This is a genomic window from Arthrobacter sp. THG-b23, assembly GCF_059091265.1.
On the sequence record NZ_JBNHGM010000006.1, the window covers coordinates 139010 to 154793 of the forward strand.

Below are 15784 nucleotides of genomic sequence, written 5' to 3' on the forward strand. Positions count from 1 at the left end.
GAAAGGAACCACGCATGGGACGACTCTTCGATAACCCCTGGACCATCATTATTCTGGTCATCATTGTGCTGCTGCTCTTTGGCGCACCGAAGCTGCCGGGCCTTGCCCGGAGCCTGGGCCAGTCCATGCGGATCTTCAAGTCCGAGGTGAAGCAGATGAAGGACGACGACACGTCCGCTGCCGGCCCGGAATCGGAACCCGTCGAGGGCCGCGTGGTCAACCCGCCACGGAACAATACTGACAACCGCGGACAGCAGCCGAATGCGAACGGCGGATCCCCATCGCCGCACCAGCAGTAAGGGCCGTGGCCGGTAAGAAAGGCCGTAAGGCCAACCCTGAGGGGCGGATGCCGCTCAAGGCCCATCTGAAAGAACTCCGCAACCGGCTCATCGTTTCCGGCATTGCCGTCCTGCTCGGCGCAGTCGCCGGCTGGTTCCTGTACGACCCCGTGATGGTCGCGGTCCAGGCGCCGCTGATGGAGATCTCGGCGGAAGAGGGCCGGCGCGCCGAAATCAACTACGGCAGTGTCGGCTCACCGTTCGACCTGAAGATCCAGGTCTCCATCTTCCTGGGGCTGCTGGTCAGTTCCCCGGTGTGGATTTACCAGGTGTGGGCCTTCATCACGCCCGGCCTGAAGACCAAAGAACGCCGTTACACGCTCGGCTTCATGTTCGCCGCGGTGCCGCTGTTCCTGCTCGGTATCTACTTCGGCTGGATCGTGCTCCCGGAGATCGTCAAGGTCCTGACCATGTTCACGCCCGAAGGCGGCGTGAACCAGATCCTGGCCACCGACTACCTGACGTTCGTGATGCGGATGTTCCTCTCGCTCGGCATCGCGTTCCTGCTCCCCGTGGTGCTGGTGGGTTTGAATTTCGCCGGCCTGCTGTCCGGCCGGCGGGTCATTAAGAGCTGGCGGATCGTGGTGTTCGTGGTCTGCCTGGTGGCTGCGATGGCCGCCCCCGGCCCGGATGCCATGTCCATGTTCCTCCTGGCTGCCCCCTTGCTGGCGTTGTTCTTCGTGGCAACCGGCATCAGCCTGCTCAACGACAAGCGGCGGGAAAAGCGGCGCAAGATCCGCGAAGCGGACGTCGCCGCAGGCGTCGACCAGGCCACCCCGCTCGAACAGCTCAAGGCCGACGACGGAGAGCAGGACGGGGCCAAATAGGCCGCGGCCGGTCCGGGTCGGCGGCACCCATCGGGCGGGCGGGTTTAAGCGGATAGGCTTTTGATATGAGTTCCCCCTCCGAACGCTACCTGGCGGCCGCCGAACGGGTGGCCTTCTCCAAGACCAGGTTGTACTCGTTCAGCCAGACGCTCGGATTCGAACTCGACCCCTTCCAGCGCGAGGCGTGCGAGGCCTTGGAGCGCGGCCGCGGCGTCCTGGTGGCCGCACCCACCGGCGCCGGCAAGACCGTCGTCGGCGAGTTCGCCGTCTACATGGCCCTGCAGCGGGGACTGAAAGCGTTCTACACGACGCCGATCAAGGCCCTGAGCAACCAGAAGTACAACGAGCTGGTGGCAACCTATGGCGCCGAGCGGGTGGGACTGCTGACCGGCGACACCTCGGTCAACCCGCACGCGGACGTGGTGGTGATGACCACCGAGGTCTTGCGGAACATGCTGTACGCCAATTCCGACACCCTGCTGGACCTGGCCTATGTGGTGATGGACGAAGTCCACTACCTGGCCGACCGGTTCCGCGGTGCCGTGTGGGAAGAGGTCATCATCCACCTGCCCGACGACGTGCAGCTGGTCTCGCTGTCTGCGACCGTCTCCAATGCGGAGGAGTTCGGCGCCTGGCTCGATACCGTCCGCGGCGACACCGACGTGGTGGTGTCCGAACACCGTCCCGTTCCGCTGTGGCAGCACGTCATGGTCGGCTCGGACCTGTTCGACCTTTTCGCCGGCGACGTCGCCTTCGATGAAACCGCGCAGGAATCCGGCACCGGCAGCAGCCGCGCCTACGAAGTGAACCCCGAGCTGTTGAAGCTGGCATCGGCCGAGCACCGCCTTAACCGCAGCGCCAATTGGGGGCGTTCGGGCGGCCGGCGCGGGCGGCGCGCACCCGAACCCCCGCGGCAGGCACTGACCCGGATCCGGCGTGCCAGCCGGCCGCAGGTCATCGCCAAGCTCGACAGCGAGGGACTGCTGCCGGCCATCACGTTCATCTTCTCCCGCAACGGCTGCGATGCCGCCGTCAAGCAGTGCCTGGAATCCGGGTTGCTGCTCACCACGGAGAAGGAACGCGCCGTCATCGTCCGCCGCGTGGACGAGGCAGTGCAGGACATTGCCGAAGAGGACCTGGACGTCCTTGGCTTTTGGACCTGGCGCGAAGGCCTGTCCCGCGGGTTTTCGGCCCACCACGCCGGCATGCTGCCGACGTTCAAGGAAGTGGTCGAAAAGCTCTTCGCCGACAACCTGGTCCGCGCCGTTTTCGCCACGGAGACGCTGGCGCTCGGCGTCAACATGCCGGCGCGGTCCGTGGTGCTGGAGAAACTGGACAAGTTCAACGGCGAGGCACACGTCGACATCACGGCGGGGGAGTACACGCAGCTCACCGGCCGCGCGGGCAGGCGGGGCATCGACGTCGAAGGCCACGCCGTGGTGCTCTGGCAGCCCGGTACCGACCCGGGGGCCGTCGCGGGCCTGGCGTCGCGGCGGACGTATCCGCTGAACTCCAGTTTCCGGCCCACCTACAACATGAGCATCAACCTGATCGCTCAGTTCGGCCGCGGCCCGGCCCGCGAGATTTTGGAAACCTCGTTCGCCCAGTTCCAGGCCGACCGCTCCGTCGTGGGCCTGGCCAAGCAGGTGCGCAACCGGGAAGAATCGCTGGCCGGCTACGAGAAGGCCATGAGCTGCCATCTGGGCGACTTCAACGAATACGCGCGCCTGCGCCGGGACCTGAACGAGGCCGAGAAACGCGCCTCCCGCACCCAGTCCCGGCACCTTCGCTCGGCGGCGGCATCGTCCCTGGACCGCCTGCGCCGCGGCGACATCATTGATATCTCGGCCGGCCGGAACCTCGGCTATGCCGTGGTGCTGGACCGGGACGAATCCGCCCGCGAGCCCCGCCCCACTGTGCTGACCCAGGAAAAGCACATCCGCCGCATCTCCGTGGACGACTTCCAGGGCCCGGTGGAGGTACTCTCGACCATCCGGATCCCCAAGACGTTCAACGCGCGCAGCCCCAAGGAACGCCGCGACCTGGCGTCCTCGCTGCGCAATGCCCTGCACGACAAGCGTCCGCCGCGGCGGGGGAGCGAGCACCGTGACTTCATCGTCCCGGGCGGGACACAGGCCGAGCGGCAGATCAACGACCTGCGCCGCAAACTCAAGGCCCACCCCTGCCACGGCTGCAGCGACCGGGAAGACCATGCCCGCTGGGCCGAGCGCTGGTGGAACCTCCGCAAGGAAACCGACCAGCTGGTGACGCAGATCCAGGGCCGCACGAACACCATAGCCAAGACCTTCGACCGGGTCTGCCAGGTGCTCGACAGCTATGGCTACCTGGAGACCGGCGGCGACGGCGTCGCCATCAGCCCCGCCGGCGAACGGCTCCGGCGGATCTACGGCGACCGCGACCTGCTGGTGGCGCTGTGCCTGGAGCAGGACGCCTTCGATGGGCTGACCGCCGCGGAACTGGCGGCCTTCGTGTCCTGCCTCGTGTACCAGGCCAAGCGGGAAGAGGCCGGCATCCGGCCCAAGATGCCCTCGTCCGCCATGGAAGCGTCAGTCATGATCGCCGTCCGTGAGTGGTCACAGCTGACCGATCTTGAGGAACAGCACCGGCTGCCGCTCACCGGCGAGCCGGAACTGGGACTCGCCTGGCCGATGTACAAGTGGGCCAGCGGCCGGTCCCTGCAAACCGCCCTCAAGGGCACGGACCTGGCGGCCGGCGACTTTGTCCGATGGGCCAAGCAGGTGATCGACCTGCTCGACCAGCTGATCAAAGTACCCGGCCTCGATCCCCAGCTCGCGGCCCGCGGCAGGCAAGCCATCGGCTTGGTCCGCCGCGGCGTCGTCGCCTACGCGGCCGTGGCCGAATAGCGCGGTCCCGCGCACCACCATGTTGAAAGGATTTCCATGAGCGACTCTGTCCTGCCCGCCGCCACGGGCCTCACGCTGTACCGCAATGGCAGCATCTACAGCGCGGCCGACCCGTACGCCACGGCAATGCTCGTCGACGGCGGCACCGTGGCCTGGATCGGCTCGGAGCATGCCGCCACGTCGATCGCCGACAGCAGCATGCAGGTCGTCGACCTCGATGGCCGCCTGGTGGCGCCCGGCTTCGTGGACTCGCACGCCCACGTGACGCAGACGGGGCTCGCGCTGTCCTCGCTCAACCTGACCGGCTGCGCATCGCTGGTGGAACTGCTCGACGCCGTTGCCGCCGCCGCACGGCAGGACGGCGGCCCCGTCGTCGGTCACGGCTGGGACGAAACCCGCTGGCCCGAGAACCGCGCTCCCTCCGCCGCCGAACTGGACCGCGCGACGGGCGGAGCGGATGTCTTCCTGACGCGGGTGGATGTCCATTCCGCGGCCGTCTCGGCTGCTCTGGCGTCCCGTCTGTCGCTCTCGGAGTTGCCGGGCTGGTCGGGCTCCGGAACGGCCAGCGGGCCGGCCCTCGAACGGGTCCGGGCAGCGGTGCAGACCCCTGCGGCCGGCCGGCGTGAAGACCTCCAGCGCCTGGCCCTGCAGCACGCAGCGTCCCGCGGTTACGTCGCCCTGGCGGAAATGGCCTCCCCGCAACTGGGGCCCGCCGATGACCTGCTGGGGCTGCTGGCGCTCGGCGATGCCGAGCCTGGACCCAGGATCCTGCCGTACTGGGGCGAGCTGATGACCTCCGCCGAACAGGTCAGGGAAACGGTGCACTTCTTCTCCGGACGCCTGCGGGGGCTGGCCGGGGACCTGACCATGGACGGGTCCATCGGATCGCATTCGGCGGCCATCAGCGCCGGCTATGCCGACCTCCCCGGGGCACACGGGACGCTCTATCTCGACACCGAGGCTGCCGCGCGGCATGTGGAAGTGACAGCGGAGCAGGGCATCCAGGCGGGCTTCCACGTGATTGGCGACGCAGGGCTGCTGCGGGCGCTCGACGCCCTGGACCTGGCCGCCGAACGGATCGGGCATGCCGCGGTGCGTTCGGCCCGCCCGCGCCTCGAACATGTGGAGATGGTGCCGGAGGGGGCACTGGAGCGGCTGCTTCAACACGGGGTCACCGCCAGCATGCAACCCCTCTTCGACGCCTATTGGGGCGGAGCGGAAGGCATGTACGCCACCCGGCTCGGCGCCGAGGCCGCACTCGCCATGAACGCAGTGGGAACATTGCAGACTGCGGGCGTTCCGGTCGCGATCGGCTCCGACTCCCCGGTTACGGAACAAAGCCCGTGGGCCGCCGTGAAAGCGTGCCTGGAGCACCACAACCGGTCTGAGCAGATCTCCGCCCGGGCAGCGTTCCTGGCGCACACCAGGGCCGGTTGGCGGGCCGCAGGGGAACGGAATCCCATGGAGGGCCAGTTGGCTCCGGGAACTCCCGCGACGTTCGCCGTCTGGGACGCGGACGAACTCTCCATCCAGACCCCCGACTCGCGGGTGTCGGCCTGGAGCACCGACGCACGTGCCGGAACGCCCATGCTTCCTTCCCTCAACAGCGACAGGTTGCCGGAGTGTGTCCGCACGGTGATAAATGGAATAACCATTTTTAATGCGTTCTGAGGCCGGCCCCGTCCGGGCGGAGGCCCAAAAATCTGAACGAATTGCTTGATTTCGGCAACTTTCGGCCGCCGCGAGCCCCGCTCTGACGTGCAGGTATGGACAAAACCGCAGGTCAGAGCGGTATTGACACATCCCTCAGAGCCAGTAGGCTGAACTCTCAATGGGCCGGTATTTCTTCGCGGATTCCGGTCCGTGCCGGGGAGAGAGGCTGCAGGCGGCACCTGCCTGAGTGCAGTTGCGCCCGTTGTCCCTTGACGAACCGGCACTTCCAGGGTAGGTCCGCACGTCAGTAGAAAACATGTCTGCGTTCCCCCACAGGTTTGCTTTCGTGGCCCGAAGGCGTGCGGACCTACCCTTCCTTTCACCTGACGCCGCGCGGCAGGGTTTGCCCGCCGGCCGCCCGTTCAAACTCATGGCCTATACTGGACCGTCGATGCGGAAGCCCCCGGGGTATCTCCTGCACGAGGAAATCTGCGGTTTGCAGCACAACGTTCGAAAGGCCACTGAGTGCGGGTCGTCACCATCATCCCGACGTATAACGAGATTGAGTCCCTCCCGAAGACAGTAGCCCGCCTCCGCTCCGCCGTACCCGGCTCGGACATCCTGGTTGTCGACGACAATTCCCCGGACGGCACCGGAACCTTGGCCGACCGAATGGCGGCCGACGACTCCGCCATCCACGTCCTCCACCGCGAGGGGAAAGCGGGTCTGGGCGCCGCCTACATCGCCGGCTTCCGCTGGGGGCTTGACGCCGGGTACGACGTCCTGGTGGAGATGGACGCCGATGGCTCCCACCAGCCTGAGGAACTGACCCGGTTACTGGGCGCACTCAATGAGGGCGCGGATATGGTCAAGGGCTCGCGCTGGATTCCCGGCGGGAAAGTGGTCAACTGGCCCCTCCACCGCAAGGCCATTTCCTTGGGCGGCAGCCTGTACTCCCGCCTCATGCTCGGCGTGGCCATCCGGGACATCACCGGCGGTTTCAACGCCTTCAAGGCCGGGACCCTGCGCACCATCGACCTGGACAGCGTGGAATCGGTCGGCTACTGCTTCCAGATCGACCTCACGTGGCAGACCCTGAAGGCAGGACTGGCGGTCCGCGAAGTGCCGATCACCTTCGTCGAACGCGAATACGGCGACTCGAAAATGAGCGGCGGCATCGTGCTGGAGTCCATCGCGCTGGTCACCAAGTGGGGGATCGCCGACAAGTGGCGGAAACTCCGCGCCCGGAAACGCTGACCGGCCCGACCGCACACAGGCCCTACCGCACAAAGAGAGGGAGCGCGCCCTGGCGGGTGCGCTCCCTCTCTTTACGGATACAGTCGGACTCTAGGCCGTGCGCCGTTCGCCGCGGCGTTCGCGCAGCTTGGTCAGGCGGTCCTCGAGGATCTGTTCGAGCTCCTCAACGCTGCGGCGTTCCAGCAGCATGTCCCAGTGGGTGCGCACCGGCTTGGCGTTCGGGTCTACGGGCCTTTCCCCGTTGACCAGGAGTGCTTCCTTGCCCGACTTCGAAACCCATACCGGGGGGATCTCTGCTTCTGCGGCAAAGGTCACGAACACCTGCTCGCCGTCCTCGCAACGGTATTCAACGCGCTGGCGCGGAGCCGGCTCGACGCCGGATTCAGTCTCCATGCTCTGCGCTCCGAGGCGCATACCCCGCAGGCTACGATCGCTCATGATCTCTCCCTCTTGTCTTGTGGCGGACCGGCGGATCGACCGCGTCCGCAATGGCTCGCTAACATTCTCAACGTCGGCGGGCGGCCGTCTGTTCCCGGCCGTGATGATAACGCCAATCCTGCCAGCGTCAAGGATGGTTGTAGGCGGCAACTTCCCGGCAAACCACCTATTATAGTCCGGGCCGCGGTTCCGGGTAAACCGAAGCCGGGAGCGCGTAGCATCCACAATGGGCGGACGCTTCGGACTCCCGGCCCGTGCTTGCCGCTGCGGCCTCAGCCGCGGGGTTCGCCGACGGTAGTTGAGACCGGCGCGGTCTCGCTGTCCGGCGTAGCCGTTCCCAGCACGCTGCCAATGCTCTTGAGCGCTTCGCCGACCTCGCTGGGGATGATCCAGAGCTTGTTCGACTCGCCCTCGGCGATCTTGGGCAGCGTCTGCAGGTACTGGTAGGCCAGCAGCTTCTGCGTGGGGTTGCCCTTGTGGATGGCGTCGAACACCTTCTGGATTGCCTGGGCCTCGCCGTCGGCACGCAGGATCGCCGCCTTGGCGTCGCCTTCGGCCGCGAGGATGGCCGCCTGGCGCTGGCCTTCTGCGGTCAGGATTTGGGACTGTTTGGTGCCTTCGGCGGTCAGGATCGCCGCCCGGCGGTCACGCTCGGCCCGCATCTGCTTTTCCATCGAGTCCTGGATGGAATGGGGCGGATCGATCGCCTTGAGCTCCACGCGGGAGACGCGAATGCCCCAGCGTCCGGTTGCTTCGTCGAGGACGCCGCGGAGCTGGCCGTTGATCTGGTCGCGTGAGGTCAGCGCCTCTTCCAGGTTCAGGCCGCCCACCACGTTGCGCAGCGTGGTGGTGGTCAATTGCTCGACCGCCTGGATGTAGTTGGCGATCTCATAGGTCGCGGCGCGGGCATCGGTCACCTGGAAGTAGACGACGGTGTCGATGGAAACCACCAGGTTGTCCTCGGTGATGACCGGCTGCGGCGGAAAGGACACGACCTGTTCGCGCAGATCCAGCAGCGGCAGCAACCGGTCCACGAAGGGGATCAGGATGGTCAACCCGGGGTTCAGCGTGCGCTGGTACTTGCCCAGCCGTTCCACGACGCCTGCCCGTGCCTGTGGGATGATCCGCACGGCGCGGACCAGCACGATCACGACGAAGATGATCAGGACCAGCAGCACGATCCAGATTCCGATATTGCTATCCATAGTTCCCCTCTAAGAGTGGTGTCGGTGGCTCACGGTGCCGGCACGGTTCCCGGCCCGGGTCTTACTGGGCCGGCAGCGGCCCGTCTGCGCGCTGCGGGGTCACGACGGCGGTTGCACCCTCGATCCGGGCCACCGAAACGCGCTGGCCGGCCGGGATGGCCGACCCATCCGCCGAACGGGCGGACCAGGTGTCGCCGCCGATCTTCACCACGCCGGAATGGTCGGTGACGGATTCGAGGGTCATTGCCGATTCGCCGATCAGCCGGTCCACGTTGGTGGCCAGGTCCCGCGGTCCGCTGCGGAGATGCCGCAGCGCTACCGGTCGGACGAAAAGCACCATCAGCAGCGCGACCACGCAGAAGATGACCACCTGCATCCAGAACGGCAGGCCGAGCAGTGCCCCGAACAGGGCCACGAGTGCACCGGAGGACATCATGATGAAGAACAGGTCCAGCGTCATCATCTCGACGATGGCCAGGATCAGGAACACGGCCAGCCAGAGTACCCAGCTGTTGGCGACGAGCCATTCGATCATCAGTACCCCCTGATGTTGGAGCAGCCGCCGTCTCCCGAGCCTGCCTCGTGCACGCATGCATCAAACCGCGGGCTGCTGGTGCCCTTAATACCTCCATCATGCCCGACGACGGCGCGTGGCGGAGTGAAATCCGCCACTTCCGGGCGGTCGGGAGCGTTTCGTGGCCAAGTTGTGACCAGAAAGGTCCTCCGGCGGGCCCCGGGGCATTGCTGGATAGGATGATCCAGTGCTGAACACCGCGCCCCGCCGCGCCCCCTGGAACCGGACATGCGAACCCTGCTGACCAGCGATCGGCTCTCCCTGCGGACGCTGCGGCTGTTTGCCGGCCTCTTCGCCTACGGGATCGCCATCGCGCTCATGGTCAGGGCCAATCTTGGCTCCGCCCCGTGGGATGTGCTGAGCCAGGGCATCGCCAGGGCCACGGGCATCAGCTTCGGCTGGGCCACGGTGGCGATCAGCGCGGCCGTGCTGCTGTTGTGGATCCCGCTGCGGCAAAAGCCGGGCGCGGGAACGATCGCGAACGCCATCCTCGTCGGCTTTTTCGCGGACTTCGGGCTGCTGCTCATTCCGCTCTGGGATCACCTGGCCGCGCAGGTTCTCTCCTTCGGTGCCGGCCTGGTCCTGCTGGCGGCGGCCAGCGCGTTGTATATCGGGGCAGGCCTCGGTCCCGGCCCCCGGGACGGCTTGATGACCGGCCTGCATGCGGCCACCGGTTGGCAGGTCTGGATTGTCCGCACCGGGATCGAAGCAGGTGCGACCCTGGCCGGGTGGCTGCTCGGCGGCGTCGTGGGTCTGGGCACGCTGGTGTTCGTCCTGGCCATCGGACCCTTGATCCAGCTGTTCCTGAAGTGGATGTTCGTCGACCTGAATCCGGCCGTGCGCAAGCAAACGCCGGCCACCCCGCACGGCTAGCGGGCGGGGCGCACGGGCTGCCCGCCGCGGCCGCGGCGCCGGTACGTGCCCACGGTGAAACGCGCGGTGACCCGGAGCGGGCCCCCGGCATCCCCCACGGCCGCGCGCACGGCGTCGGCATCGGTGTGGTGGGCGTTGGGCCCCATCATGACCAGCCGCACGATGTCCTCCGTGCCCAACCGAAGCGGCACCTGCAGCGGATCGGCCGCCAGCTCCTCGAATTCGTCGCCCAACGCCGCACCCAGCCGGTCCGCCTTGTCGGTATCGACGGCCAGCAGCGGGACCACCTCGCGCAGCTCGTCCAGGTGCCCCGGGGCGGCGGTGGCGACCACCAGATGTCCGTTCGGCTTCAGCACCCGGGCGAATTCGGCCGGGTTGCGGGGGGCAAAGACGTTGAGGATCAGGTCCACGGTCCCGGCCGCCAGCGGCAGCGGCTTCCAGAGGTCCCAGACCAGGCACAAGGCATCCGGCAGCAGCCGGGCCGCGCGCCGGAGGGCGAACTTGGACAGGTCCAGCGCCACGGCCCGCCCGTCGGCCAGTCCCGTCAGGGCGGCTCCGAGGTAGTATCCGGTACCGGCGCCGGCATCCAGCACCACGGGACCGGGGGAGCCGGGGGAGCCGGGGGAGCCGGGCTGGAGGGCGCGGACCGTCCGGGACAGCTGCTCCGCCAAGGGGGCGTAGTGGCCGGCGCCCAGGAACGCATCCCGCGCGGCGACCATCTCGGCACTGTCCGGAATGAACCGGGTGCCGCGCCCGGTGAGCATATTGACGTAACCCTGCCGGGCGCCGTCGTACTGGTGGCCTTCCGTGCAGCGGAGCCCCTCGGCAGGGGACTGCCCCGCGGCCACCAGGCGTTCCCCGCAGACCGGGCAGAGGAGCAGCGGAATCAGGTCCAGGAAGTGCGGGGCGGAGGGCATGTTCCATCCTAGGCAGAGCCGTGCCGCGCTCGACCGATTGGCTCCGGCCTGCTGGTGAGACTAGGCTCACAGGCGTGCGATCTGAAGACATTGCTTTATTAAATTCCGTGTCCGCCCCCACGCTCCATCCGGACGGCGGCCGCGCCGCGGTATCGGCCACGCATCCCGACTTTTCGTCGGACAGCTACGTGGGGCAACTGTGGGAGGTCCCGCTGGACGACGGCGGCGCCGCGCCGCGCCGCCTCACGCGCGGTTTCAGGGACACCGCGCCCGCCTACTCGCCCGACGGGCTCTCCCTGGCGTTCCTGCGGGCCGTCGGGCCCGGGGAACGGGCGCAACTGATGGTGGTGGACAGCCGGGGCGGGGAGCCGGTCGCCGTCACCGACCAAAAACTGGGTGTCTCCTCCTTCGTCTGGTCCCCGGACTCACGCCGCCTGGTCTTCGCGGCCCGGGTCCCCGCCGACGGGCGCTACGGCACGACGGACGGCGTCGGTCCCGGTGCCGAGGACGCCCGGCTGGTCAGCGGCTACAAGTACCGCCTGAACGGAGTCGGCTACACCGGCGACAAGCGGGCCCAGCTGTTCGTGGTGGACGCACCGGATCTGCAGGCCGAACCGCCGGTCGCCCCGGTGGGCCGCGCCGCCCACAAGGCGGGCCGGGAAGCCGAAGCCGCCTTTTCTGCCGTGCCCGAAGCGCGCCGGCTGACGTTCGCGGACGCCGACCATGACAGCCCGGCTTTCAGCCCGGACGGCGTCACGCTCTACTTCACCGCCGCCCTCCACGAGGGAGCCGACGAGGACCTGCGCCGGGATGTGTACGCGCTGGAGCCCGACGCCGCCGCCGGCGGCCCGCGGCTGATGTCCAACCTTTCGGGCCCGCTCCTGGCCGCCGCGTCGCCGCAGCCCAGCGCCGACGGCAGCTGGCTGTTCTATCTGGGCAGCCTGATCGGCGGCGGGAGGGACTTCGTCGCCCAAAATGCCGCGCTGTACGCGGCTCCGGTCTCCGCCCCCCACGAGGCGCGCCGCCTGACCGATCCGGAGGCGATGGACCTGGCCGACGGCAAGCTGGTGACCGCCGGTCCGGATGCGGTGCTGGCCCTGAACCGGCACCGCGGCGCCGTGCAACTGGTGGAGGTCTCGGCAACCGGCAGCATGGCGGTCCTGGTCGACGGGCCGCTGAACGCATCGGCGGCCGCCCGGGCGGCGGACCGCACCGTTCTCAGTTTCTCCGACGCGTCGACCGCCGGCGACCTGGGGCTCGTGGCCGGCGGCGGACTTACCCGCCTCACGGACTTCTCCGCGGCGCTGCGGGACTCCGGCATCATCCAGCCGCGGGAAGAGACGTTCGCTTCGGCGGACGGGTACCCGGTGCACGGCTGGGTGCTGCTGCCTGAAGGCCAGGGGCCGCATCCCGTGCTGCTGAACATCCACGGCGGGCCGTTCGCGCAGTACGGCTGGGAGCTATTCGACGAGGCACAGGTCTATGCCGAGGCCGGCTACGCCGTCGTCATGTGCAACCCGCGGGGTTCCGCCGGCTACGGGCAGGCCCATGGCCGCGCCGTCAAGGGCGCCATGGGAACCCTCGCCATGGCCGATGTCCTGGCGTTCCTGGAGGGTTCCATCGACAAATACCCCCAGCTGGACGGTGAGCGGCAGGGCATCATGGGCGGATCCTACGGCGGCTACCTGACCGCCTGGACGGTGTCCCGGGACCACCGGTTCACGGCGGCGATCGTGGAGCGGGGCTACCTCGATCCGCCGTCCTTCGTCGGCTCCTCGGACATCGGCTGGTTCTTCTCCGACGAATACACCGGCACGGATCCGGAGCAGGTCCGCGGCCAGAACCCGTTCGCCCAGCTGGATTCCGTCCGCACGCCGGTGTTCGTCGTCCATTCCGAAGACGACCTTCGCTGCCCGCTGGAACAGGCCCAGCGCTACTACGTGGGCCTCAAGCAGCGCGGCGTCCCCACGCAATTGCTGATCTTCCCCGGGGAGAACCATGAGCTGTCCCGCACCGGCACGCCGTGGCACCGGAAGCAGCGCTTCGACGAGATCCTGCGCTGGTGGGCGGCCCACCTTCCCACGGCACGGAACCACGACGGCGAACCCGTCGCAGCCGCAGCGCCGGACGCCGCAGCCCGGACGTAGTCCGGCTGCCGGCCCGGTGTCGGCCTAAAAGGCCAGGCCGGCGCGTGCCCGGTCAATGGTCGGCTGCGCCCAGTACCGGGTGTACTCGTCATTGCCGCACAGGGACCGGGGATGCATCTTGTCCACATAGATCGTGCCGGAGAGGTGGTCGGTTTCGTGCTGCACGATTCTGGCCTGCCAACCTGAAAACGTTTCGCGTGCCCGGTCGCCGTCGGGCCGTTCGAAGTCAAGGTCGACGCTGCGGGGACGCTCCACCACTGCCTGGTAGCCCGCGAAGGACAGGCACCCCTCATAGAACGCGGCTGTCTCGTCGCCGCGGGCACGGTAGGACGGATTGATGATGGCGAAGTAGGGGAGCGGGGCCCGTTCCCGGGTTGCGGCCACCTCGGGCGCCGCTTCGAACGTATCCTCGAGGACCGCTATGCGCAGGGGGATGCCGATCTGCGGCGCCGCCAGTCCGACGCCGGGCGCTGCGTGCATGGTCCGGCGCAGGAGCGCCAGCAGGGCGTTCAGCTCCGTGTCGTCCAATTGCCCGTCGAACGTCGCGGCGGGCTGCCTCAGCACGGGCTCGCCCACCTGCAGGATCGGGGCAGGGCCGCCGGCGGCGGCCAGCGAATGGACCAGATCGCGCAGGTGTTCTGCAGAGTAGTCAGTCACAGCTGCCAGTGTAGGGCGCGCGGACCCTTCCGGCGCCGCTAGCCGCCTCGGTCCGCGGAGGAGCACGCTTCGGTGATAAACCGGTACACCTTCCGGGTGAAATCCTGTCCGCCGTCCAGCCGGAGTACGCCGTGTCCGCCCGTGGTCCTGATGGTCACCGGAATCTTGGTGCCCACCTTGTCTTCGGCCAGGGCATGGGGATCGCAGCGGGTCGGCACGACATGCAGGGCCAGCCGCGACGCCGGGTCAGTTCGGGCCACGTGGATGTTCCTGGGCCACGGGTGGTCGGCGTCCTCGTTGAGCAAGGTGGTGGTCCCGAAGGATTCGATCACCAGCGCCCCATTCCGGCCGGACGGCTGCACGTCAATTTCGACGACGGCCGCGTTGCTCCCGGCCAGCACCTCCAGCCCGGGATTGACCCGCAGCTCGGCCACCGAAGCCGCTGCCTGCGCCAGGCAGTCCCCGGAGTAGTTGCGGGTGAGCACACCGTGCGGATCGGCGGCGGGGACTTCCACCGTACCGGGCGCTGGCCCCTCGCCGTCCAGGGTTACCGTGATCCGATGCGCCGCGGCATCCGCGGGGCGACCGTCCGAACACCGGGCGGCCGGCAGGTCCGCCGGCAGGCTCACCGTTGCACCGGCAGCGATCCTGGTCCCGCCGGTGCGCGTCGGTTTCCAGTCCGCGGCGCCGTCGTAAAGGGGTGATTGCAGCGCCGCGGACGTGACGAGCAAGGGCGCCTCGGAGGTGTTGGTGATCATGAGGTTGACCACTCGGTCGGTGTAGTCCGCACGGCTCTGGTCCACGGCAGCAGAGACCGAATCCCGGGCGCTCGGGGAGGCGGGCGTGAGGCTCCCGGGAGCGTGCGAACATGCGGCCAGCACGGCTGCCGACATCAGCAGCAGCACCGGGCCGTTGCGGTAGCGCAGGGGACCGGGAGCCATGCCACTAAGGTAGTACCAACTTCAGTGGACGTGATCCTCACCGGCGGCGAAAGGGCAACTTGTGGCCGAACGACTGATGCTCCTCGACACAGCGTCGCTGTACTTCCGGGCCTTCCACGCCCTGCCGGACACGATCAAGGCCAAGGACGGCACGCCCGTGAACGCCGTGCGCGGGCTGCTCGACATCATGGCCCGGCTGATCACCGACTACCGTCCGACCCGGCTGGTGGCCTGCTGGGACAACGACTGGCGCCCTGCCTGGCGGGTGGACCTGATTCCCACCTACAAGAGCCACCGTGTGGCCAGGCTGGTACCGGACGGCCTCGATATCGAGGAGACCCCGCCGGGCCTGGTGGCCCAACTGCCCCTGATCCGCCAGGTGCTCGACGCGCTCAATGTCACCGTCATCGGAGCGGACCACCATGAGGCCGACGACGTCATCGGCAGTCTCGCGGCCCAGGCCGACGTGCCGGTGGACATCGTCACGGGCGACCGGGACCTGTTCCAGCTGGTGGACGACGACCGCGGGGTGCGGGTGATCTACACGGCACGGGGCATGAGCAACCTCGAGGTCATGACCGACGTGGCGGTGGTGCGCAAGTACAGCGTGTTGCCCAGCCAGTACGCGGACTTCGCCACGTTGCGCGGAGACACGTCCGATGGCTTGCCCGGAGTTGCCGGCATCGGCGACAAAACGGCGGCCGGGCTGCTGAAGGATTACGGCAGCCTCGACGGGATCGTTGCTGCGGCAGCAGATCCGACGGCTTCCATGGCGGCACGGTTGCGGGCGAAGATCACGGAGGCCGCCGATTACCTCAACGTCGCGCCGACCGTCGTCGGCGTCGTCCGCGATCTGGATCTTGGCGCATTCGATGCCGGCCTCCGGCCGCTGGACACCGAACAGGCAGAGCGGCTCGAACAGCTCGCGAAGGACATGAACCTGGGCGGACCGTCCCGCCGCATCCTGCAAGCGCTCCAGGCGGTTGGCGAGGCGGCAGAGTAACCGCCGGTGGGCAACAATTCCAGCGCGGGTTTCGGGCAAGTCCATTAAGGTAAATACGTAATCGATGCC

Annotated in this window: 14 protein-coding genes; 8 read left to right on the forward strand and 6 right to left on the reverse strand. The window is 68.0% G+C overall.

Features of this window, described 5'->3' with window-relative positions; genetic code table 11:
- Positions 1-14 precede the first annotated feature (14 nt).
- The 5 genes from tatA (at position 15) to AC5RVD_RS12390 (ending at position 6960) form a co-directional block, all read left to right on the forward strand.
- A complete protein-coding gene (gene tatA, locus AC5RVD_RS12370; RefSeq protein WP_494111161.1) occupies positions 15-299 on the forward strand; it encodes a Sec-independent protein translocase subunit TatA in 285 nt (94 codons plus the stop codon).
- Between the two features lie 47 nt (positions 300-346).
- Positions 347-1165, forward strand: coding sequence for a twin-arginine translocase subunit TatC (gene tatC / locus AC5RVD_RS12375; protein WP_494121009.1), 819 nt, complete (start codon positions 347-349; stop codon positions 1163-1165).
- Positions 1166-1230: 65 nt separating this feature from the next.
- On the forward strand, positions 1231-4050 hold the full coding sequence (locus AC5RVD_RS12380; protein ID WP_494127059.1) for a DEAD/DEAH box helicase: 2820 nt from the start codon (positions 1231-1233) through the stop codon (positions 4048-4050).
- Positions 4051-4086: 36 nt separating this feature from the next.
- Complete coding sequence (locus AC5RVD_RS12385) at positions 4087-5721, forward strand: amidohydrolase (RefSeq protein WP_494127060.1); 1635 nt, start codon at positions 4087-4089, stop codon at positions 5719-5721.
- A gap of 507 nt (positions 5722-6228) precedes the next feature.
- Entirely contained in the window at positions 6229-6960 is a 732-nt protein-coding gene (locus tag AC5RVD_RS12390; RefSeq protein WP_494127061.1) for a polyprenol monophosphomannose synthase, read from the forward strand.
- A gap of 90 nt (positions 6961-7050) precedes the next feature.
- Here AC5RVD_RS12390 and AC5RVD_RS12395 read toward each other — a convergent pair whose 3' ends face one another.
- From AC5RVD_RS12395 to AC5RVD_RS12405, 3 genes are all read right to left on the reverse strand, one after another.
- On the reverse strand, positions 7051-7398 hold the full coding sequence (locus tag AC5RVD_RS12395) for an RNA polymerase-binding protein RbpA (RefSeq protein WP_493987205.1): 348 nt from the start codon (positions 7396-7398) through the stop codon (positions 7051-7053).
- A gap of 272 nt (positions 7399-7670) precedes the next feature.
- Positions 7671-8603, reverse strand: coding sequence for an SPFH domain-containing protein (locus tag AC5RVD_RS12400; RefSeq protein ID WP_494111165.1), 933 nt, complete (start codon positions 8601-8603; stop codon positions 7671-7673).
- 61 nt (positions 8604-8664) lie between these two features.
- Positions 8665-9138, reverse strand: a complete 474-nt coding sequence (locus AC5RVD_RS12405) for an NfeD family protein (RefSeq protein WP_493987203.1) — start codon at positions 9136-9138, stop codon at positions 8665-8667.
- A gap of 267 nt (positions 9139-9405) precedes the next feature.
- Here AC5RVD_RS12405 and yczE point away from each other — a divergent pair, with 267 nt between their 5' ends.
- Positions 9406-10050 carry a membrane protein YczE gene (gene yczE, locus AC5RVD_RS12410; protein ID WP_493987202.1) on the forward strand — a complete coding sequence of 215 codons (645 nt, stop codon included), beginning with the start codon at positions 9406-9408 and terminating at the stop codon, positions 10048-10050.
- On the opposite strand, the gene AC5RVD_RS12415 is transcribed toward yczE, so the two are convergent.
- Positions 10047-10967, reverse strand: coding sequence for a putative RNA methyltransferase (locus tag AC5RVD_RS12415; RefSeq protein WP_494127062.1), 921 nt, complete (start codon positions 10965-10967; stop codon positions 10047-10049). The genes yczE and AC5RVD_RS12415 overlap by 4 nt on opposite strands.
- A 74-nt stretch (positions 10968-11041) precedes the next feature.
- Between AC5RVD_RS12415 and AC5RVD_RS12420 the strand changes: the two genes are divergently transcribed.
- The gene (locus AC5RVD_RS12420; protein ID WP_494127063.1) at positions 11042-13114 is read left to right on the forward strand and encodes a S9 family peptidase; all 2073 of its coding nucleotides are present in this window, start codon (positions 11042-11044) and stop codon (positions 13112-13114) included.
- A 24-nt stretch (positions 13115-13138) separates the two neighbouring features.
- On the opposite strand, the gene AC5RVD_RS12425 is transcribed toward AC5RVD_RS12420, so the two are convergent.
- Together AC5RVD_RS12425 and AC5RVD_RS12430 are read right to left on the reverse strand one after the other, a co-directional pair.
- The gene (locus AC5RVD_RS12425; protein WP_494127064.1) at positions 13139-13771 is read right to left on the reverse strand and encodes a peptide deformylase; all 633 of its coding nucleotides are present in this window, start codon (positions 13769-13771) and stop codon (positions 13139-13141) included.
- A 38-nt stretch (positions 13772-13809) separates the two neighbouring features.
- Positions 13810-14712, reverse strand: coding sequence for a hypothetical protein (locus AC5RVD_RS12430; RefSeq protein WP_494127065.1), 903 nt, complete (start codon positions 14710-14712; stop codon positions 13810-13812).
- 61 nt (positions 14713-14773) lie between these two features.
- Between AC5RVD_RS12430 and AC5RVD_RS12435 the strand changes: the two genes are divergently transcribed.
- A complete protein-coding gene (locus AC5RVD_RS12435) occupies positions 14774-15715 on the forward strand; it encodes a 5'-3' exonuclease (RefSeq protein ID WP_494127066.1) in 942 nt (313 codons plus the stop codon).
- Positions 15716-15784: the final 69 nt, after the last annotated feature.